The organism is Bacillus sp. N1(2025) (genome assembly GCF_053470005.1).
On sequence record NZ_JBLTJB010000007.1, the window covers coordinates 68,141 to 87,088 of the forward strand.

22 protein-coding genes are annotated in these 18,948 nt (G+C 45.7%); all 22 read left to right on the forward strand.

Annotation, left to right across the window (positions count from 1 at the left end):
• The first annotated feature begins 4 nt into the window (after positions 1-4).
• The 22 genes from cheY (at position 5) to ACNFN4_RS15905 (ending at position 18,903) form a co-directional block, all read left to right on the forward strand.
• Positions 5-367, forward strand: a complete 363-nt coding sequence (gene cheY, locus ACNFN4_RS15800) for a chemotaxis protein CheY (protein WP_003154238.1) — start codon at positions 5-7, stop codon at positions 365-367.
• Between the two features lie 14 nt (positions 368-381).
• Positions 382-1,035 (forward strand): flagella biosynthesis regulatory protein FliZ, encoded by a 654-nt coding sequence (gene fliZ / locus ACNFN4_RS15805; protein ID WP_003154237.1) that lies wholly within the window; start codon positions 382-384, stop codon positions 1,033-1,035.
• Positions 1,028-1,693: a flagellar type III secretion system pore protein FliP gene (fliP, locus tag ACNFN4_RS15810; protein ID WP_007409786.1), complete on the forward strand. Its 666-nt coding sequence runs from the start codon at positions 1,028-1,030 to the stop codon at positions 1,691-1,693. Before fliZ ends, fliP begins: the two co-directional genes overlap by 8 nt.
• A 14-nt stretch (positions 1,694-1,707) precedes the next feature.
• Positions 1,708-1,977 carry a flagellar biosynthesis protein FliQ gene (gene fliQ, locus ACNFN4_RS15815; RefSeq protein ID WP_003154234.1) on the forward strand — a complete coding sequence of 90 codons (270 nt, stop codon included), beginning with the start codon at positions 1,708-1,710 and terminating at the stop codon, positions 1,975-1,977.
• 6 nt (positions 1,978-1,983) lie between these two features.
• On the forward strand, positions 1,984-2,763 hold the full coding sequence (fliR, locus tag ACNFN4_RS15820) for a flagellar biosynthetic protein FliR (RefSeq protein ID WP_014417775.1): 780 nt from the start codon (positions 1,984-1,986) through the stop codon (positions 2,761-2,763).
• The gene (gene flhB, locus ACNFN4_RS15825) at positions 2,763-3,842 is read left to right on the forward strand and encodes a flagellar biosynthesis protein FlhB (protein ID WP_014417776.1); all 1,080 of its coding nucleotides are present in this window, start codon (positions 2,763-2,765) and stop codon (positions 3,840-3,842) included. The genes fliR and flhB overlap by 1 nt, the downstream gene beginning before the upstream one ends.
• A gap of 33 nt (positions 3,843-3,875) precedes the next feature.
• Entirely contained in the window at positions 3,876-5,909 is a 2,034-nt protein-coding gene (gene flhA, locus ACNFN4_RS15830) for a flagellar biosynthesis protein FlhA (RefSeq protein WP_014417777.1), read from the forward strand.
• Positions 5,909-7,000, forward strand: a complete 1,092-nt coding sequence (gene flhF / locus ACNFN4_RS15835; protein WP_014417778.1) for a flagellar biosynthesis protein FlhF — start codon at positions 5,909-5,911, stop codon at positions 6,998-7,000. The genes flhA and flhF overlap by 1 nt, the downstream gene beginning before the upstream one ends.
• Complete coding sequence (locus ACNFN4_RS15840; protein ID WP_014417779.1) at positions 6,997-7,890, forward strand: MinD/ParA family protein; 894 nt, start codon at positions 6,997-6,999, stop codon at positions 7,888-7,890. Before flhF ends, ACNFN4_RS15840 begins: the two co-directional genes overlap by 4 nt.
• The gene (locus tag ACNFN4_RS15845; RefSeq protein WP_007409791.1) at positions 7,887-8,954 is read left to right on the forward strand and encodes a protein-glutamate methylesterase/protein-glutamine glutaminase; all 1,068 of its coding nucleotides are present in this window, start codon (positions 7,887-7,889) and stop codon (positions 8,952-8,954) included. Before ACNFN4_RS15840 ends, ACNFN4_RS15845 begins: the two co-directional genes overlap by 4 nt.
• Before the next feature lie 5 nt (positions 8,955-8,959).
• Positions 8,960-10,978: a chemotaxis protein CheA gene (cheA, locus tag ACNFN4_RS15850; protein WP_063636641.1), complete on the forward strand. Its 2,019-nt coding sequence runs from the start codon at positions 8,960-8,962 to the stop codon at positions 10,976-10,978.
• A 22-nt stretch (positions 10,979-11,000) separates the two neighbouring features.
• Positions 11,001-11,474, forward strand: coding sequence for a chemotaxis protein CheW (gene cheW / locus ACNFN4_RS15855; RefSeq protein ID WP_003154225.1), 474 nt, complete (start codon positions 11,001-11,003; stop codon positions 11,472-11,474).
• Positions 11,475-11,489: 15 nt separating this feature from the next.
• Positions 11,490-12,119 (forward strand): CheY-P phosphatase CheC, encoded by a 630-nt coding sequence (gene cheC / locus ACNFN4_RS15860; RefSeq protein WP_014417781.1) that lies wholly within the window; start codon positions 11,490-11,492, stop codon positions 12,117-12,119.
• Entirely contained in the window at positions 12,116-12,616 is a 501-nt protein-coding gene (gene cheD, locus ACNFN4_RS15865; protein ID WP_003154219.1) for a chemoreceptor glutamine deamidase CheD, read from the forward strand. The genes cheC and cheD overlap by 4 nt, the downstream gene beginning before the upstream one ends.
• Before the next feature lie 26 nt (positions 12,617-12,642).
• The gene (gene sigD, locus ACNFN4_RS15870) at positions 12,643-13,407 is read left to right on the forward strand and encodes an RNA polymerase sigma-28 factor SigD (protein WP_003154217.1); all 765 of its coding nucleotides are present in this window, start codon (positions 12,643-12,645) and stop codon (positions 13,405-13,407) included.
• 27 nt (positions 13,408-13,434) lie between these two features.
• Positions 13,435-13,902, forward strand: a complete 468-nt coding sequence (locus tag ACNFN4_RS15875; RefSeq protein WP_014417782.1) for a DUF6115 domain-containing protein — start codon at positions 13,435-13,437, stop codon at positions 13,900-13,902.
• Positions 13,903-14,045: 143 nt separating this feature from the next.
• Positions 14,046-14,786, forward strand: a complete 741-nt coding sequence (gene rpsB, locus ACNFN4_RS15880) for a 30S ribosomal protein S2 (RefSeq protein ID WP_003154215.1) — start codon at positions 14,046-14,048, stop codon at positions 14,784-14,786.
• 98 nt (positions 14,787-14,884) lie between these two features.
• Positions 14,885-15,766 (forward strand): translation elongation factor Ts, encoded by an 882-nt coding sequence (tsf, locus tag ACNFN4_RS15885; RefSeq protein ID WP_242790568.1) that lies wholly within the window; start codon positions 14,885-14,887, stop codon positions 15,764-15,766.
• Positions 15,767-15,911: 145 nt separating this feature from the next.
• Complete coding sequence (pyrH, locus tag ACNFN4_RS15890; protein WP_003154213.1) at positions 15,912-16,634, forward strand: UMP kinase; 723 nt, start codon at positions 15,912-15,914, stop codon at positions 16,632-16,634.
• A 2-nt stretch (positions 16,635-16,636) separates the two neighbouring features.
• Positions 16,637-17,194, forward strand: coding sequence for a ribosome recycling factor (gene frr, locus ACNFN4_RS15895; RefSeq protein WP_003154212.1), 558 nt, complete (start codon positions 16,637-16,639; stop codon positions 17,192-17,194).
• A gap of 125 nt (positions 17,195-17,319) precedes the next feature.
• Positions 17,320-18,102, forward strand: a complete 783-nt coding sequence (locus ACNFN4_RS15900) for an isoprenyl transferase (RefSeq protein ID WP_014417783.1) — start codon at positions 17,320-17,322, stop codon at positions 18,100-18,102.
• A 3-nt stretch (positions 18,103-18,105) separates the two neighbouring features.
• Positions 18,106-18,903: a phosphatidate cytidylyltransferase gene (locus tag ACNFN4_RS15905; protein ID WP_007409796.1), complete on the forward strand. Its 798-nt coding sequence runs from the start codon at positions 18,106-18,108 to the stop codon at positions 18,901-18,903.
• Positions 18,904-18,948 lie beyond the last annotated feature (45 nt).

Sequence of the window (18,948 nt, forward strand, 5' to 3'; positions counted from 1 at the left end):
GATTATGGCACACAGAATTTTAATTGTAGACGATGCAGCATTTATGAGAATGATGATCAAAGATATTTTAGTGAAGAACGGTTTTGACGTTGTAGCTGAAGCTTCAGACGGAGCGCAGGCAGTCGAAAAATTCAAAGAGCATTCCCCCGACCTTGTGACAATGGATATTACAATGCCTGAAATGGACGGGATTACAGCTTTAAAGGAAATTAAACAAATCGATCCGCAGGCGAAAATCATCATGTGTTCGGCTATGGGCCAGCAGTCAATGGTTATTGACGCGATTCAAGCCGGCGCAAAAGACTTTATCGTGAAACCGTTCCAAGCGGACCGCGTGCTCGAAGCCATTAATAAAACATTAAGCTAAAGGGTGTACGACTGTTGAAAAAGAGTCATGGTTTACTAGCTTTGATTTGTTGTTTCGTTTTACTCAATGTACATCCGTTCCCTGCTTTTGCGGCGGAGTCTGACAATTCCACCGTCAACGAATGGTTTGACAAACAATCAACAAACAAAACAGAGAAAAAAAGCGATACATCGAAACAAACGGCTGATCAAGAGATAGGGGATGCTTCTGCATCTTCTGTCTCCGCTTTTGATTTTGTAAAGATGATTGGGGCGTTATTATTCGTCATTCTGCTGATCTATGGATTTGTCAAACTGATGAATAGAAGAAACCGTCTGCTGAAGCCGTTTCAATATGTAGAAAATATCGGCGGAACGTCAGTCGGCCAAAACCGTTCCGTGCAGCTGATTAAAGTGGGAAACAGCGTTCTCGTAGTCGGTGTGGGCGAAACGATACAGCTTTTAAAAGAAATTGAAGATGAAAAAGAGCGCGAGGCGATTCTGAGCCAATACGAAGAGTCGATGTCTTCAAAAGTGGAATGGACCAAGCTCGTAAATCCGCGTAAGGATGGAGAAAAAAAGCCGCAAACGATGCTTCCGTCGTTTTCAAAAGCGCTGAAAGAACAGTTGAACGAGCTGAAACAAAGCCGTTCTGAAGGAAAGAAGAAAGGCCCTTATCATCATGAATGAATTTATTAATCTTTTTAATTCAAGCAGTCCGACCGAAGTCAGCTCCACTGTTAAATTACTGCTGCTTTTGACTGTCTTTTCAGTGGCGCCGGGGATTCTGATTTTGATGACCTGCTTTACGAGAATCGTCATCGTCCTGTCTTTTGTGAGAACCTCACTGGCGACGCAGAACATGCCTCCCAACCAGGTTTTAATCGGCCTTGCGCTGTTCTTGACGTTTTTTATTATGGCGCCGACTTTTTCAGAGATTAATAAGGAAGCCTTAACGCCGCTGATGGACAACAAAATCAGTCTCGATGAAGCATATACAAAAGCCGAGAAGCCGATTAAAGAGTATATGAGCAAGCATACAAGGCAGAAGGATCTGGCGCTGTTTATGAACTATGCCAAGATGAAAAAACCTGAATCGATTCAGGATATTCCTTTGACGACGATGGTGCCCGCTTATGCGATATCAGAACTCAAAACCGCTTTTCAAATGGGCTTTATGATTTTTATTCCGTTTTTAATTATCGATATGGTCGTGGCGAGCGTCTTAATGTCAATGGGAATGATGATGCTTCCGCCGGTTATGATCTCTCTGCCCTTTAAAATATTGCTTTTCGTTTTGGTCGATGGATGGTATTTAATCGTGAAATCTTTGCTTGACAGCTTTTAGGGTAGGTGCTAATTGTGAGTTCAGAATTTGTAATTTCCATGGCGGAAAAAGCCGTATATGTAACACTAATGATCAGTGGGCCGCTGCTTGCGATCGCGCTGATCGTCGGTTTGCTCGTCAGTATCTTTCAAGCGACAACTCAAATACAGGAACAGACGCTTGCGTTCATTCCGAAAATCGTGGCGGTGATGCTTGGACTGATCTTTTTCGGTCCTTGGATGCTGTCGACGATTCTTTCGTTCACAACTGATCTGTTTTCTCATCTGAACCGATTTGCAGGGTAGAATCAAATGAATTCCATCATTGATTTATTTCCCGCTTTTTTATTGGTCTTTATCAGAATCTCTGCTTTTTTTGTAACGGTGCCGGTGTTCGGACATCGGAATCTGCCGGCGGTTCACCGAATCGGCTTTGCTTTTTTTCTTTCGGTGATCTGCTTCAGCACGCTGAAACATGCGCCGGAAATAGAAATAGGGGAACAGTATATGCTGCTTGTCATAAAAGAGGCCGTTGTGGGCTTGAGCCTCGGGCTGATCGCTTTCATGATGATGACAGCCATTCAGATAGCAGGTTCCTTTATTGATTTTCAGATGGGCTTTTCCATCGCCAATGTCATTGATCCGCAATCAGGAACGCAAAGCCCGCTGATCGGACAATTCGTTTATACGCTTGCGCTGTTATTTATGCTCAGCGTAAACGCCCATTATCTTTTATTGGACGGGATTTATTACAGCTTTCAGTATATCCCGCTTGACCAGGCATTTCCGTCGTTTGGAAATGATCAGTTTGGACTTTTTATCGCAAAAAGCTTCAATGCCATGTTTATTATCGCTTTTCAAATGTCTGCGCCGGTTGTGGCCAGTCTGTTTTTAGTTGATTTGGCGCTCGGTATTGTAGCGAGAACGGTGCCGCAGCTGAATGTTTTCGTTGTCGGGCTTCCTCTGAAAATAGCCGTGAGCTTTATTATGCTGATCGTTTGTATGTCGGTGATGTTTGTCGTCGTCCGCAACATCTTCAGCCTTACCGTTGAAACCATGCGGAATCTATTGGCATTGGTCGGTGTGACATGATGAGACTCAGACTGAATCTGCAATTCTTTGCCGGTGAAAAAACGGAGAAAGCCACTCCGAAAAAACGGAAGGATACAAGAAAGAAAGGACAGGTCGCGAAAAGTACGGATGTGAATACAGCCGTTTCTTTACTGATTATCTTTCTTTCGCTGATCGCGCTCGGTCCTTATATGCGGGACAGGCTGCTGTCCTTTATTAAAACGTTTTATACGAAATCGATAACATTACACCTGTCAGCATCTGCCGTGCATGAACTGTTCGTGGATACGGTGAAAGATATCAGCCTCATCCTCGCGCCGATTATGCTGGTCGCGCTTGTGGCAGGTGTCGTGAGCAATTACATGCAGGTGGGTTTTCTGTTTTCTGCGGAAGTCCTCAAGCCTGACTTGAATAAGCTCAGCCCGCTGAAAGGATTTAAGCGGATTTACAGCATGAGGGCGATTGTTGAACTGGTCAAATCCATTTTGAAGATTACTGTGGTCGGTTTTGCCGCCTTTATGGTGCTCTGGCTTCATTATGGCGATATTCTTCGCCTTCCGCTTTTAACGCCTGCGGAAGTGCTCACTTTCGTTTCTAAGCTCACGCTTTGGATGGGGCTTGCGGGATCAGGGGCTTTAATGCTGCTGGCCGGGCTTGATTATTTATATCAGCGTTTTGACTATGAGAAAAATATCAGAATGTCAAAGCAGGATATAAAAGATGAATACAAAAAATCGGAGGGTGATCCGATAATCAAGTCCAAAATTAAGCAGAAGCAGCGGGAAATGGCGATGAGGCGGATGATGCAGGAAGTGCCGAAAGCGGATGTCATCATTACCAACCCGACCCATTATGCGATAGCTTTAAAATATGATGAAAAGAAAATGGACGCCCCTTACATTGTTGCCAAAGGGGTCGACCATCTCGCATTAAAAATCAGGCAGATCGCCAAAGAACATGATGTCATGACGATTGAAAACAGGCCGCTCGCGCGTGCGTTATATGATCAGGTTGACATTGACCAGGCTGTGCCGGAAGAGTTTTTCAAAGTCATTGCGGAAATTTTGGCTTATGTATATAAAACGAAACAAAAAGTATAGTGAATTTCAAATTCAAAAGGAGAGAAAAACAGCATGTCAACAAGAGATTTATCGGTTTTAATAAGTGTTGTCCTCATTGTGGCAATGCTGGTGATTCCATTCCCTCCATGGTTGTTAAGTATTTTGATCATCATTAATATCTCTCTTGCGTTGATCGTGCTTCTCACCACAATGAATATGCAAGAACCGCTGCAATTCTCGATATTCCCGTCATTGCTGCTGTTATTGACGCTGTTTCGGCTTTCGCTCAATGTGTCGACGACACGTTCGATTCTTTCTCACGGAGAAGGAGGAAAGGTTGTTGAGACATTCGGGAATTTCGTTGTCGGCGGAAATGTGCTGGTAGGGCTTGTTGTCTTCATTATCTTGATTATTATTCAGTTTATCGTCATTACAAAAGGCGCCGAGCGGGTATCGGAAGTGGCGGCGAGATTTACGCTCGATGCGATGCCCGGAAAGCAAATGAGTATTGACGCGGATTTAAATGCCGGCATGATTACGGAGCAGGATGCAAAGCACAGACGTGAAAAAGTCGCCCGGGAAGCCGATTTTTACGGCGCCATGGACGGTGCGAGCAAATTCGTCAAAGGAGATGCCATCGCGGGTATCATCATCGTGATGATCAATATTATTTTCGGAATCGTAATCGGCATGCTGCAGCAGGGGATGAGCATACAAGAAGCTGCGTCTCACTTTACAATGCTGACGGTCGGTGACGGTATCGTTTCTCAAATGCCGGCTTTGCTCATCTCAACGGCTACGGGGATTGTCGTGACGAGAGCGGCATCTGAAGGAAACCTCGGTCATGATATTACAGGCCAGCTGTTTGCTTATCCGAAGCTCTTGTATGTAGCCGCGGGAACTGTACTTTTGCTCGGTCTTCTTACACCGATCGGCATTCTGCTGACGGGACCGATCGCCGGTCTGCTTGCATTCGGCGCTTACATGCTGTCCAAAACGGATAAGCCGAGCGAAGAAGAGGAAGAAATTCTTGAAGAAGAGGCTCAGGCGGATGAACTGAAAAGCCCGGAAAGCGTCGTGCAGCTTTTACATATTGATCCGATTGAATTTGAGTTCGGATACGGACTCGTGCCGCTTGCAGACGCGGGGCAGGGCGGTGATCTTCTTGACCGCATCGTCATGATCAGACGTCAGCTTGCGCTTGAATTGGGACTTGTCATTCCGGTTGTGCGCATCAGGGATAACATCGCGCTCCAGCCGAATGAATACAGATTGAAAATTAAAGGCAATGAAGTCGCTAAAGGAGAGCTCCTGCTGGATCATTACTTAGCGATGTCACCGACGCCTGAAGATGACGTCATTGAAGGAATTGAAACGATTGAACCGTCGTTCGGACTTCCTGCAAAATGGATCAGCGAAGCTGCGAAAGATGAAGCAGACATGCTGGGGTATACAGTTGTTGATCCGGCGTCAGTCGTATCTACGCATATTACAGAAAAAATTAAGCAGCATGCCCATGAACTGGTCGGCAGACAGGAAACAAAGCAGCTGATCGATCATCTGAAGGAAAATTATCCTGTGCTTGTTGAGGAAGTCACGCCAAACCCTCTTTCTGTCGGCGATATTCAAAAGGTGCTTGCCAAATTGCTGAGAGAAAAAGTGTCAATCAGAAACTTGGTGACCATTTTTGAAACTCTTGCCGATTACGGAAGATTAACGACAGATTCAGACCTTTTGACAGAATACGCGAGACAGTCGCTTGCCAAACAAATCACGGCACAATATGCGAGAGAGCATGAAACGCTGAAGGTCATCACATGCTCAGGCCGGGTGGAAAAAGCGATTGCAGACGGGGTACAGCAGACTGAACAGGGCAATTACCTGTCACTCGACCCTGAGGTTTCAGACAGCATCATCCGTTCTGTCGCTAAAGAGGCCGAGCAGCTTTCCATCCGTCAGGAGTCAGCGATTCTTCTTTGCTCGCCTGCTGTCAGAATGTATGTTAAACAGCTGTTAGAACGGTATTTCCCTGATCTTCCGGTTCTTTCTTATAATGAGCTGGAAGCAAATGTTGAAGTACAGAGCATTGGAGTGGTGGATATTTAATGAAAATAAAAAAAATTACAGCCGCTTCAATGCAGGATGCCGCGAAGCAAATCAAAAAGGAACTCGGCAATGATGCCGTTATTTTACATTCCAAACAAGTAAAGAAACGAAAATGGCTGGGGCTGCGGCCGCAGCAGGCCGTTGAAGTGATAGCGGTTTTAGATCGTGACGTCAGGGAAGCGAGAAAAACGCCGCCGGCTGCCGCTGAAGAAATGAAAAAGACGGAAACGGCGGAGAAAGCTGAGCCTGTTCAGCCGCCGCGTCTTCCGGATCAAAGCATTTCCGGCGAACTGGCGCATTATAAAGAAGTGCTCCCTGAACCATTAAAAAAAGCCGAGAGACTATTGAAGCAAGCCGGGCTTCCTGATCATACGCAAAACGCCGTGCTCAGTGAATTGCTCCGTTCTTCAATTGTTTCCGGAGATTTAACTGAAGATAATGTCAGCTCAAAACTGCAGGATTTGTTAGTGAAAAAACTCCCTTCGGCAGACAGGTGGCAGGAAGGGATTCAATCAAAATACGTCGTGCTTTTCGGTTCAACCGGGGCCGGCAAAACGACTACACTTGCGAAACTCGCGGCCTCATCAATGCTGACAGAGCATAAAAAAATTGCATTTATGACGACGGATACTTACCGGATTGCCGCGGTCGAGCAGCTGAAGACATATGCGGAGCTGCTTCAGGCTCCTCTTGAAGTATGCTATTCAAAGGAAGAATGTCTGAAGGCACTGGAAAAATTCGCTGAATATGACCATGTTTTCATTGATACAGCCGGTAGAAACTTTAAAGAAGAGCAGTATATTACGGAATTACAAGAGATGATTCCGTTTGAATCAGGCTTACAATCCTTTCTCGTATTATCAGCATCTGCAAAATATGAAGATATGAAACAGGTGCTGAAACGTTTTTCCGGTGTGCCGGTCAATCAATTCATTTTCACGAAAACGGATGAAACCGCCTCACTCGGCTCCGTGTTTCAAGTGCTGTCGGAATCAAGAATCGGCGCCGCCTATTTGACAAATGGACAGGATGTGCCTGAGGACATCCTATCGGCTTCACCAAAAGAGTTTGTAAGGATGCTTTTGACATGAAACCCGATCAGGCAGAGTCATTAAGAAGGAAAATGAGAGAGCGGCAAATGATCAAGCCGGAGCTTTATGAGAAAAAAGCGAAGACATTAGCCGTCATCAGCGGTAAAGGCGGCGTCGGAAAATCTAATTTAACATTAAACATGGCAGTTGCCCTGCAGGAAAAAGGAAAAAAAGCACTCATCATTGATCTTGACATCGGAATGGGCAACATTGATGTGCTGATCGGCGCTGCTTCTTCCCGCACCATTATTGATGTGATGGAGAATCGGCACGCATTGGCGCAATCACTGTCCTCCGGTCCGAAAGGCCTTCGGTACATATCCGGAGGAACGGGGCTTGAGGCGATCTATCAAGCTGACGGAGAGAAGTGGGCGGCTTTTATGAATGGTCTTTCCGCTGTATTAAGCGATTTTGATTACGTTCTGTTTGATATGGGAGCGGGACTTTCAAACGAACAGCTGCCGTTTATTTTATCGGCGGAAGACATTCTCGCCGTGACAACGCCTGAGCCGACGGCCATTATGGATGCCTACAGCGCGATCAAACATCTTTTGCTCGCGGATGAACGGCTGACCGTAAACATTGCCGTCAATCGCGCCCGCTCCCAAAAACAGGCGCTGGACACGTACAACCGCCTTTCTCATGCGATTCACACGTTTTTAGGCGCGGAAGTGCGTTTCGCCGGCTCCATACCCGATGACCCGCTAGTAAGTCAAGCCGTCATTGACCAGGTGCCTTTTTTAATAAAAAGTCCTCAAGCAAAAGCCAGCAGGTCCGTCCGTCTTCTGACGGATGTCTTGTTTCAAACGGAAGAAAACAAACCAAGAGAAGAGAAACCGGCATTTATTGAGAGATTATCTTCTTTTTTATTGAGGAGGACTTTACAGTGATTCGTGTGCTTGTCGTTGATGACTCAGCTTTTATGAGAAAGATGATTACCGATTTTCTGGCTGCGGAAGTGCAGATAGAAGTCATCGGGACAGCCAGAAACGGGGAAGAGGCGCTGAAGAAAATAGAGCTTCTCAAACCGGATGTTGTCACGCTTGATATTGAAATGCCGGTCATGAACGGAACGGATACATTGCGGAAGATCATCAGCATATATAAACTTCCCGTAATCATGGTATCGAGCCAGACACAACAAGGGAAGGACCGAACGATCAACTGCCTGGAAATGGGCGCTTTTGATTTTATCACCAAGCCTTCCGGAGCGATTTCCCTTGATCTTTATAAAATTAAAGAGCAGCTGATTGAGAGGGTGATTGCAGCCGGGCTGTCCCGCGCACAAAAACCTGAGGCGGCAGTGAAAGAGTCTTCTATCCCGGAACGTCCGGCTTTAGCGGGATTTGAAAGACCGAAAGCAAAATCCGCCAAGCAGGCCGTATTCATCGCGACCTCTACAGGCGGACCGCGGGCTCTGCAAAAGGTGATTCCGAAACTGCCGAAGGATTTAAAGGCGCCTGTATTTGTCGTTCAGCACATGCCTGAAGGCTTCACCGCTTCACTTGCAGACAGACTCAACCATTTGTCAGATATTCAGGTCAAAGAAGCGGAAAACGGTGAAGAAGCGAAAGACGGATGGGTGTACATCGCGCCCGGCGGAAAAAATATGACGGTTGCAGAGGAAGGCGGAAGGCTCCGCATCATTCTTGACGTTCATGATACGGAAAGCCGGCATAAACCGTCAGCCGATTATTTGTTTCGGTCGGCAAGCCGCTTATCCGATTACGAAAAGGTAGCCGTCATTATGACCGGCATGGGCAGCGACGGAACCGAAGGCGTAAAAGAAATGCTCAGAACAGGCGGCGTTAAAACGATTGCGGAATCGGACGAATCCTGTGTTGTGTTCGGAATGCCGAAGTCAGCGATAAAGGCGGGCCTCATTCATGAGATTAAACATGTGGAAGATATCGCGGCATCCATCACCGGATGTGTGAAAAAAGAGAGGGTGTGAATCAATTGGATATGAATCAATATTTAGATGTCTTTATTGATGAAAGTAAAGAGCACTTACAGACATGTAACGAAAAGCTGCTGCTGTTGGAAAAAGATCCGGCAGACCTTCAGCTTGTGCATGACATCTTCAGAGCTGCCCATACGCTGAAAGGCATGAGCGCAACGATGGGATATACAGATCTGGCGCATTTAACCCACCTGATGGAAAATGTGCTGGACGCCATCCGCAACGGAGAAATGCCCGTTACATCAGATTGGCTGGATGTGCTGTTTGAAGCGCTTGATCATCTTGAAGAGATGGTGCAGTCCATTATTGACGGAGGAGACGGCAAACGTGATATTTCTGAAGTGAGTGCGAAGCTCGACGTAAATGCGGTGCATGAGACTGCGGCTTCAGCCGAAACAGCAGAACCGCCGGCTTCAAAACAACAGGCTTCAACTGAATGGAATTATGATGAGTTCGAACGGACTGTTATTGAAGAGGCGGAAGAGCAAGGATTCAGCCGCTATGAAATAACGGTTTCCCTGAATGAAAGCTGCATGCTGAAAGCCGTGCGGGTGTACATGATTTTTGAAAAGCTGAATGAAGCCGGAGAAGTCGCAAAAACGATACCTGCCGCGGAAGTGCTTGAGACGGAAGATTTCGGAACGGATTTTCAGGTGTGTTTCTTGACAAAGCAGCCTGCTGAAGAAATTAAAGAACTCATCAGCGGCATTTCAGAAGTGGAGAATGTCGAAATTTCTGCCGGTGCGCCGTTAAAAACGGCCGAAAAACCGCAAGCGGCTGAACCGGTGAAGGAAGCTCCGGTTAAAAAGGCTGAGAAACAGCCAAAGCCGCAAGCGAAAACGGAAGAACAGCCGAAGCATCACAGCGGCTCGAAAACGATTCGCGTCAACATTGAAAGACTGGATTCTTCAATGAACCTTTTTGAAGAACTTGTCATTGACCGCGGACGTCTTGAGCAGATCGCCAAGGAGCTTGACCACAATGAGCTGACTGAAACCGTTGAACGCCTGACGAGAATCTCGGGCGACCTTCAGTCTATTATTCTTAATATGCGGATGGTGCCGGTAGAAACCGTCTTTAACCGTTTCCCGAGAATGATCCGCCAGCTTCAAAAGGAATTAAACAAGAAAATCGAATTGTCCATCATCGGAGCTGAAACGGAGCTGGACCGTACGGTGATTGATGAAATCGGCGATCCGCTTGTCCATTTAATCAGAAACAGCATCGATCACGGCATTGAATCGCCTGAAGTGCGGGTGAATAAAGGAAAATCGGAATCAGGTCATGTGGTGCTTAAGGCATATCACAGCGGCAATCACGTCTTTATTGAGGTTGAAGATGACGGGGCCGGCTTGAACAGAAAGAAAATTCTTGAAAAAGCGCTCGAACGGAGTGTAATCACCGAACGTGATGCTGAAACGCTTGAAGATAATGAGATTTACGAGCTTATTTTTGCTCCGGGCTTCTCGACTGCCGATCAAATTTCTGACATTTCAGGGCGGGGCGTCGGTCTGGATGTTGTAAAAAATAAACTCGAATCACTCGGCGGCTCTGTCAGTGTCAAATCCGCGGAAGGCCAAGGTTCTCTTTTCAGTATCCAGCTTCCGCTGACACTTTCAATTATATCTGTTCTTCTCATTAAACTGGAAGAAGAGACGTTTGCGATACCGATTTCTTCTATTATAGAGACGGCTGTTATTGATAAGAAAGATATCCTGCAGACGCATGACAGAGAAGTGATTGATTTCAGAGGCCAAATCGTTCCGATCGTCTATCTGAAAAAAGAATTCGGCATTACGGATTCAAAACAGGATGCCGATCAGTTCCATGTAATCGTCGTGAAAAAGGGCGATAAATCCACTGCTTTTGTCGTGGACTCTTTTATCGGACAGCAGGAAGTCGTACTGAAATCACTCGGCGACTATTTGACGAACGTCTTTGCGATTTCCGGCGCTACGATTCTCGGAAACGGAGAAGTGGCGCTGATTATTGATTGTAATGCGCTGATCTACTAAAACGACACGAGGAGGTGCCCGAATGACTGCTGAAATCAAAACAGGTGAAAAAATGATTGTGTTTATGATAAACGGGAAAGAATACGCTATCTCAGTTTCCCAGGTGAAATCAATTGAAAAGTGGCAAAAACCGACGAGGGTCCCGGGTGTGGAATCTTATATCCGCGGCGTTATCAATCTGCGCGGAGTGATTACCCCGGTTCTTGATTTAAGAAAACGTCTGAACCAGCCTGAACAGGACATCACAGAAGAGACTCGGATTATCATCATTTCTTACCGTGACGCTGATGTCGGATGGGTCGTGGATGAGGCCAATGACGTCATCACCGTGCATGAAAATGAAATCGAATCCGCGCCTGAAAGCCAGACAAAGGAAACGGATGTGTGGATTAAACAGATCGTTAAGCAAGATAACAGGCTCCTCAATATTATCGATGCGCATGCGGTGCTGGATAAAGGTGCTTCGGCATCTGCGTCCGGAGAGCCTAATGCTTAAAGGGGAAAAGACAACATGAGTAAGTTTGAAGCGATCAAAGAAGAGCAGATGGATATTTTGCGGGAAGTCGGAAATATCGGGGCGGGTCACTCGGCTTCTGCAATGGCTCAGCTGCTGAACAGAAAGATAGACATGGAAGTGCCGTTTGCGACTTTATTGACATTTGATGAGCTCGCTGATTTTTTCGGCGGGGCTGAAACGCCGGTCGCCAGTATCTTTTTAAGAATGGAAGGCGACATGACCGGCTCTATCTTTCTCATCATGCCTTTTGATCAGGCGGAACAGTTTATCAGAGAGCTGATCGGAAATCCGGATTTTGATATTGACCAGCTGGGCGAAGATCATTTGAGTTCTTCTGCTTTACATGAGTTCGGCAATATTTTAGCAGGTTCCTATTTAACGGCATTGGCTGATTTGACAAAGCTTGAGATTTACCCGAGCGTGCCGGAAATCTCACTTGATATGTTCGGCGCGGTTATCAGTGAAGGGCTGATGGAGCTCAGCCAAGTCGGAGAGCATGCCATTGTCGTGGATACTTCTATTTTTGACCAGGGCAGCCGGCAGGAGCTCAAAGCCCACATGTTTATGCTCCCGGACTATGATTCTTTTGAAAAGCTCTTCGTCTCATTGGGTGCGGCTTTATGAGCCGTGCGGAAGCCGCAGTCGTTAAAGTGGGGATTGCGGATGTTCAAGTCGCGCGTTACCCGGATAAAATCCGGACCTCGGGACTCGGTTCATGCGTGGGGCTGGTTTTATACGATAAAGACAAACAAACGGCAGGACTCGTTCATGTCATGCTGCCGGACTCCGGTTTATCAAAAACGGCGGAGCTCAACCGTGCAAAATACGCGGACACCGCCGTTAAGATGACGATTGATATGCTTTTGAAAGCCGGCTGCCGCAAGTTTGCCCTGAAGGCAAAACTCGCCGGGGGAGCGGAGATGTTTAAGTTTAAAATGACGAACGACCTGATGAAAATCGGTCCGAGGAATGTAGCGGCCATCAAAGAGCAGCTTTCATTGTATAACATTCCGGTCATCAGTGAAGATACGGGCGGCTCAAGCGGCCGGACGATTGAATTTGAGCCAAAGTCCTGCATGCTGCACATTCGAACTGTTAAACAAGGTGAAACAACGATTTAATAAAGGTATGAGGTAGGGGGATAACAATGCAATCCTTGAATTATGAAGATCAGGTGCTTTGGTCGCGCTGGAAAGAGTGGAAAGATCCTAAAGCCGGTGATGATTTAATGCGCCGTTACATGCCGCTGGTCACATATCATGTCGGCAGAATTTCCGTCGGACTGCCGAAATCGGTGCATAAAGACGATCTAATGAGCCTTGGTATGCTTGGTTTATATGATGCCCTAGAAAAATTTGACCCCGGCCGGGATTTAAAATTTGATACCTATGCCTCGTTTAGAATTCGCGGTGCAATCATCGACGGGCTGCGTAAAGAAGATTGGCTGCCCAGAACTTCACGGGAGAAGACAAAAAAAGTCGAAGCGGCGATCGAAAAACTTGAACAGCGCTACCTTCGGAATGTGACGCCTTCAGAGATCGCAGAAGAGCTGGGGATGACGGAGCAGGACGTAGTATCAACGATGAATGAAGGGTTTTTTGCCAATCTCTTATCCATTGATGAAAAGCTTCACGACCAGGATGACGGTGAGAATATTCAAGTGATGATCAGAGATGACAAAAATGTGCCGCCGGAAGAAAAAATCATGAAGGACGAGCTGATCGCTCAGCTTGCGGGCAAAATTCATGAGCTCTCTGAAAAAGAGCAGCTTGTCGTCAGTTTATTCTATAAAGAAGAACTGACTTTGACCGAAATCGGACAAGTCCTGAACCTTTCGACGTCGCGGATTTCACAGATTCATTCAAAGGCGCTGTTCAAATTAAAGCACCTGCTTGAAAAAGTAATTCAATAATGAACTCATGGTTAGCGAGTGAAAAACATGTCAACACTATTATGGCTTTTAAGCTTTGTGCTTCACGGCGTACTGCTTTATGCCGTCATTATTCTGTACACGAGGTTTTCAGCCCTCAAGGAGACGGAGCGCCAGCAGAAGAAGATTCTTGAAGAGACGGAAAACACCCTTGCAGCGTTTCTGCTTGAGCTGAAAGAAGAAAATGAAAGACTCGAAGACGCAAAAAGCCGTCAAGCGCCGGACGCAGAAGACGCCGAACCCCGGCCGGAACCGAAAGAAGAGCCTGATATTCCGGACCACATGGAAAAGCTCATCAGTGCAACGGAACGGGCTGAAAGTGACGAAAACAGCGGCGCGCATTCGTTTGAAGAACGTGTTTCAGAATTATATGAACAAGGGCTCACCCCCGCGGAAATTGCCAAACGGATGCAGAGCGGAAAGACAGAAATCGAGCTGTTTTTAAAATTTCGCGGCAAAGCTGTAAAGGATTCTTGATTGTCGCATAAAGCTGTGTTATATTATTTCTTGGTGTTAAATACACACGCTTAACGATTTATGCAGAGGGTGCTGCAAACGGCAGTTCTGCACAAAAATGACCTAAGCGGAGGAAAAAAACCATTTTATTAGGAGGAAATCACATGTCAGTTATTTCTATGAAACAATTGCTTGAAGCTGGTGTTCACTTCGGCCACCAAACACGCCGCTGGAACCCAAAAATGAAGCGTTACATTTTCACGGAGCGTAACGGAATCTACATCATTGACCTTCAAAAAACAGTGAAAAAAGTAGAGGAAGCTTACAACTTCACGAAAAACCTTGCTGCTGAAGGCGGAAAAATCCTTTTCGTCGGCACAAAAAAACAAGCTCAGGATTCTGTTAAAGAAGAAGCTGTACGCTCTGGCATGTACTATGTCAACCAACGCTGGTTGGGCGGTACACTGACAAACTTCGAAACAATCCAAAAACGCATTAAGCGTCTGAAAGACATCGAGAAAATGCAAGAAAACGGTACATTTGAAGTACTTCCGAAAAAAGAAGTTGTTCAATTGAAAAAAGAATTAGAGCGTCTTGAAAAATTCCTCGGCGGAATTAAAGACATGAAGGATCTTCCTGATGCATTATTCATCATCGATCCTCGCAAAGAGCGCATCGCTGTTGCGGAAGCTCGTAAATTGAACATTCCTATCATCGGAATCGTAGATACAAACTGTGATCCTGATGAAATTGATGTCGTAATCCCTGCAAACGATGACGCAATCCGCGCTGTTAAACTTCTTACTTCTAAAATGGCAGATGCTATTCTTGAAGCGAAGCAAGGCGAAGAAGAAGCGGAAGCTGCTGAAGAGACTGCACCTGAAACAGAAACGACAACTGCGTAACCTAATCAAAAGGTGATAGAAGGGACTGCCTTTTATCACCTTTTTTCAAGAAAATGTATCTATACATATCTTGTTTACACATATAAGGAGGAATTCAAATGGCTATTACTGCACAGCAGGTAAAAGAACTGCGTCAAAAAACAGGCGCTGGTATGATGGACTGTAAAAAAGCATTGACTGAAACTGACGGAGATATGGACAAAGCAATCGACCTTCTGAGAGAAAAAGGAATTGCGAAAGCGGCTAAAAAAGCTGACCGTATCGCTGCTGAAGGTTCTACTCTTATTAAAACTGACGGCAACAAAGGCGTTATCTTAGAAGTAAACTCTGAAACTGATTTCGTTGCGAAAAACGAAGGCTTCAAAGAGCTTCTGAACACGCTTGCTGACCACCTTCTTGCAAACGCTCCTGCTGATCTTGAAGAAGCAATGGGTCAAAAGATGGAAAACGGTTCTACTGTTGAAGAATACATCACAAGCAACGTTGCTAAAATCGGAGAGAAAATCACTCTTCGCCGTTTTGCTGTTATTACAAAAGAAGACAGCGAAGCGTTCGGTGCTTACCTTCACATGGGAGGCCGCATCGGCGTATTATCCGTTCTTAGCGGAACAACTGACGAAGATCTTGCAAAAGACATCGCGATGCATGTTGCAGCGGTAAATCCTCGTTACATTTCCCGCGACCAAGTGTCTGAAGAAGAAACAAACCATGAGCGTCAGATCCTGACTCAGCAAGCTCTTCAAGAAGGCAAACCGGAAAACATCGTAGCTAAAATGGTTGAAGGCCGTCTGAACAAATTCTTCGAAGAAATTTGCTTATTAGACCAAGCTTTCGTTAAAAACCCAGACGAAAAAGTGAAACAAGTTGTGGCTGCGAAAAACGCATCTGTTAAAACTTACGTCCGCTACGAAGTTGGAGAAGGTATTGAAAAACGCCAAGAAAACTTTGCTGAAGAAGTTATGAACCAAGTGAAAAAATAATGGCGGAAAGCCTTGGCGAATCTTTCGCGGCTTTTCAGGCAGTATAGGGGACACTACTTGTGTTCCCTATTTTTAAAACTATATTTACAAACCTTTTTTTCTCTTGCATAATAGGAAACGGCAATGTTTACACTTGGAGGTTATTATGGAAAAACCAAAATACAATCGTATCGTTTTAAAGCTTAGCGGAGAAGCATTGGCAGGAGAGCAGGGAAATGGCATTAATCCGACTGTCATCCAATCCATCGCTAAACAGGTAAAAGAAATCGCTGAGCTTGACGTCGAAGTGGCCGTAGTCGTAGGCGGCGGCAACTTATGGCGCGGAAAAACAGGCAGTGACTTAGGAATGGACCGTGCGACGGCCGATTATATGGGCATGCTTGCTACTGTCATGAACTCACTTGCCCTGCAGGACAGCCTGGAAACGCTCGGAATTCAGTCCAGAGTGCAGACATCAATTGAAATGCGTCAGGTCGCTGAGCCTTACATCAGAAGAAAAGCCATCCGGCACCTGGAGAAAAAACGCGTTGTTATTTTTGCCGCGGGAACAGGAAATCCTTATTTCTCTACGGACACAACCGCAGCGCTGCGTGCCGCTGAAATCGAAGCGGATGTGATTTTAATGGCGAAAAATAATGTCGACGGTGTGTATAATGCTGATCCGAGAAAAGATGAGTCAGCCGTTAAATACGAAAAATTATCTTATCTCGATGTGTTAAAAGACGGGCTGGAAGTCATGGATTCTACGGCTTCTTCATTATGTATGGATAATGATATTCCGCTGATCGTCTTTTCTATTATGGAAGAAGGAAATATTAAGCGTGCCGTAATCGGCGAATCAATCGGAACGATCGTAAGGGGGAAATAACGTTGTCAAACGAAGTATTAACACAAACAAAAGAACGCATGGAAAAAGCGGTTGCCGCTTATTCACGCGAATTGGCGTCAGTCCGCGCAGGACGTGCCAACCCATCTCTATTGGATAAAGTGACAGTAGAATACTACGGTGCCCAAACACCTTTAAACCAGCTGTCTTCCATCAATGTGCCTGAAGCGCGTATGCTTGTTGTCACACCGTATGACAAAACGGCAATCGGCGATATTGAAAAAGCGATTCTGAAAGCTGATCTTGGGGTAACTCCGACAAGTGACGGCACCATTATCCGCATCGCGATCCCGGCTTTGACGGAAGAAAGACGTAAAGAACTTGTCAAAGTCGTGAAAAAGTACGCGGAAGAAGCGAAAGTAGCAGTCCGTAATGTCCGCCGTGACAGCAACGATGACCTCAAAAAACTTGAGAAAAACGGAGACATTACAGAAGACGAGCTTCGTGCTTCCAGTGAAGACGTTCAAAAGCTGACAGATGAATATGTGTCAAAAATTGACAGTGTCACAAAGGACAAAGAAAAAGAAATCATGGAAGTTTAATGAAAAACTATGTACAATAGATAATGTGAAAAGACCCTCTCATGTTTACAGGGGGTTTTTTTGTTAATACTGTTGATTACATTGATCATCAGCAACGCAACCTTTTTGGGTGACGGAGGAATCTCATGCTCAACATACTCAAAAATTGGAAGAATCAGCAGAATGCGGCTTCCAACTTAGAACGGTATACAAAAGAAGACATACTGAAGGGTGAAATTCCCGCACACATTGCCATTATTATGGACGGAAACGGACGCTGGGCGAAGAAGCGCTCACTCCCTCGGATTGCAGGACATCATGAAGGAATGAAAGTGGTAAAAAGGGTGACAAAGCTCGCAAGTCAGCTCGGCGTTAAAGTTCTGACTCTTTATGCGTTTTCAACGGAGAACTGGAAGCGCCCGAAGATGGAAGTCGACTTTTTGATGAAGCTTCCGGAAGAGTTCCTGAATACGTATCTTCCTGAATTGATAGAGGAAAATGTACAGGTGAAAATTATCGGAGATGAATCCGCGCTCCCTTCTCATACGTACAGGGCGATTGAGAAAGCCGTAAAAGATACAGAACAAAATGACGGTATGATTCTCAATTTCGCTTTGAACTACGGCGGACGCACGGAAATCGTCAATGCGGCAAAAGCACTGGCCGAACAGGTGAAAAGCGGCACGTTGAATATCGAAGACATTGATGAAGCGCTCTTTTCCGGGCATTTAATGACGGAATCAATCCAGGACCCGGAGCTGCTCATCAGAACGAGCGGAGAAATCAGATTGAGCAACTTTATGCTTTGGCAGGTGGCTTACAGTGAATTTGTTTTTACAGATGTCCTGTGGCCCGATTTTAAAGAAGATCACTTTCTGCAGGCAGTGGGAGAATTTCAGCAGCGGGGCCGGAGGTTTGGCGGAATTTAGAGGATGGTGGAAATGAAACAAAGATTGTTAACAGGTGTTCTGGCAGCGGCACTATTTTTATTTTTGGTTATTTTCGGAGGATTGCCGTTCACCGTATTTGTTTACGTGATGGGAAGTATAGCGCTTTTTGAGCTTTTGCGGATGAAAAAGCTCAGATTTTTTTCTTTTCCGGGTCTGATCAGCCTCTTGTTGTTATGGCTGTATATGATGCCGGACAAGTATCATTTTTTCGATGCGAAAATGGAAGTAACGATTTTCGCCGTATTGATTCTGCTCAGCTATACGGTGCTCGTGAAAAACACCTTTACGTTTGACGAAGTCGGGTTTATCGTTCTCGCGACGGTATATATCGGACTGTGTTTTCATTATTTTATTGAAATCAGAAACATTGAAACAAACGGGCTTTTGTATATCTTTTATGCCTGCGTTGTCATATGGTCAACGGACTCAGGCGCATATTTCGTCGGAAAGTCGCTCGGGAAGCGGAAACTGTGGCCCGAAATCAGTCCCAACAAAACAGTGGAAGGGTTTCTCGGCGGTATTGTCATCGCCCTTATTTTTACTGCTGTTTTTCAGCTGTTTGCGCACCTTCCGATTTCATACCCGGTTCTTTTGGTCATCACGCTTGTTCTGTCTGTGTTCGGACAGATCGGGGATTTGGTTGAATCAGCGCTTAAGCGGCACTATGATGTGAAGGATTCGGGAAAAATCCTTCCCGGGCACGGCGGCATTTTAGATCGATTTGACAGCTTTTTGTTTGTCATGCCGTTCTTATACTTTCTGCTTGCGCTTTTTTCATGAGAAAGGCTAATATGAAAATAAGACCGATCTGGACGCATAGAATGG

Excerpts from the sequence above, each read along its gene's own strand:
- ACNFN4_RS15875 (WP_014417782.1), top strand. The coding sequence starts at position 13,435 with ATGTCAACACTATTATGGCTTTTAAGCTTTGTGCTTCACGGCGTACTG.
- ACNFN4_RS15905 (WP_007409796.1), top strand. The coding sequence starts at position 18,106 with ATGGTGGAAATGAAACAAAGATTGTTAACAGGTGTTCTGGCAGCGGCA.
- cheD (WP_003154219.1), top strand. The coding sequence starts at position 12,116 with ATGAGCCGTGCGGAAGCCGCAGTCGTTAAAGTGGGGATTGCGGATGTT.
- pyrH (WP_003154213.1), top strand. The coding sequence starts at position 15,912 with ATGGAAAAACCAAAATACAATCGTATCGTTTTAAAGCTTAGCGGAGAA.
- cheW (WP_003154225.1), top strand. The coding sequence starts at position 11,001 with ATGACTGCTGAAATCAAAACAGGTGAAAAAATGATTGTGTTTATGATA.
- ACNFN4_RS15900 (WP_014417783.1), top strand. The coding sequence starts at position 17,320 with ATGCTCAACATACTCAAAAATTGGAAGAATCAGCAGAATGCGGCTTCC.
- sigD (WP_003154217.1), top strand. The coding sequence starts at position 12,643 with ATGCAATCCTTGAATTATGAAGATCAGGTGCTTTGGTCGCGCTGGAAA.
- fliP (WP_007409786.1), top strand. The coding sequence starts at position 1,028 with ATGAATGAATTTATTAATCTTTTTAATTCAAGCAGTCCGACCGAAGTC.
- fliR (WP_014417775.1), top strand. The coding sequence starts at position 1,984 with ATGAATTCCATCATTGATTTATTTCCCGCTTTTTTATTGGTCTTTATC.
- cheY (WP_003154238.1), top strand. The coding sequence starts at position 5 with ATGGCACACAGAATTTTAATTGTAGACGATGCAGCATTTATGAGAATG.
- flhA (WP_014417777.1), top strand. The coding sequence starts at position 3,876 with ATGTCAACAAGAGATTTATCGGTTTTAATAAGTGTTGTCCTCATTGTG.
- ACNFN4_RS15840 (WP_014417779.1), top strand. The coding sequence starts at position 6,997 with ATGAAACCCGATCAGGCAGAGTCATTAAGAAGGAAAATGAGAGAGCGG.
- flhB (WP_014417776.1), top strand. The coding sequence starts at position 2,763 with ATGAGACTCAGACTGAATCTGCAATTCTTTGCCGGTGAAAAAACGGAG.
- cheC (WP_014417781.1), top strand. The coding sequence starts at position 11,490 with ATGAGTAAGTTTGAAGCGATCAAAGAAGAGCAGATGGATATTTTGCGG.
- rpsB (WP_003154215.1), top strand. The coding sequence starts at position 14,046 with ATGTCAGTTATTTCTATGAAACAATTGCTTGAAGCTGGTGTTCACTTC.
- tsf (WP_242790568.1), top strand. The coding sequence starts at position 14,885 with ATGGCTATTACTGCACAGCAGGTAAAAGAACTGCGTCAAAAAACAGGC.
- flhF (WP_014417778.1), top strand. The coding sequence starts at position 5,909 with ATGAAAATAAAAAAAATTACAGCCGCTTCAATGCAGGATGCCGCGAAG.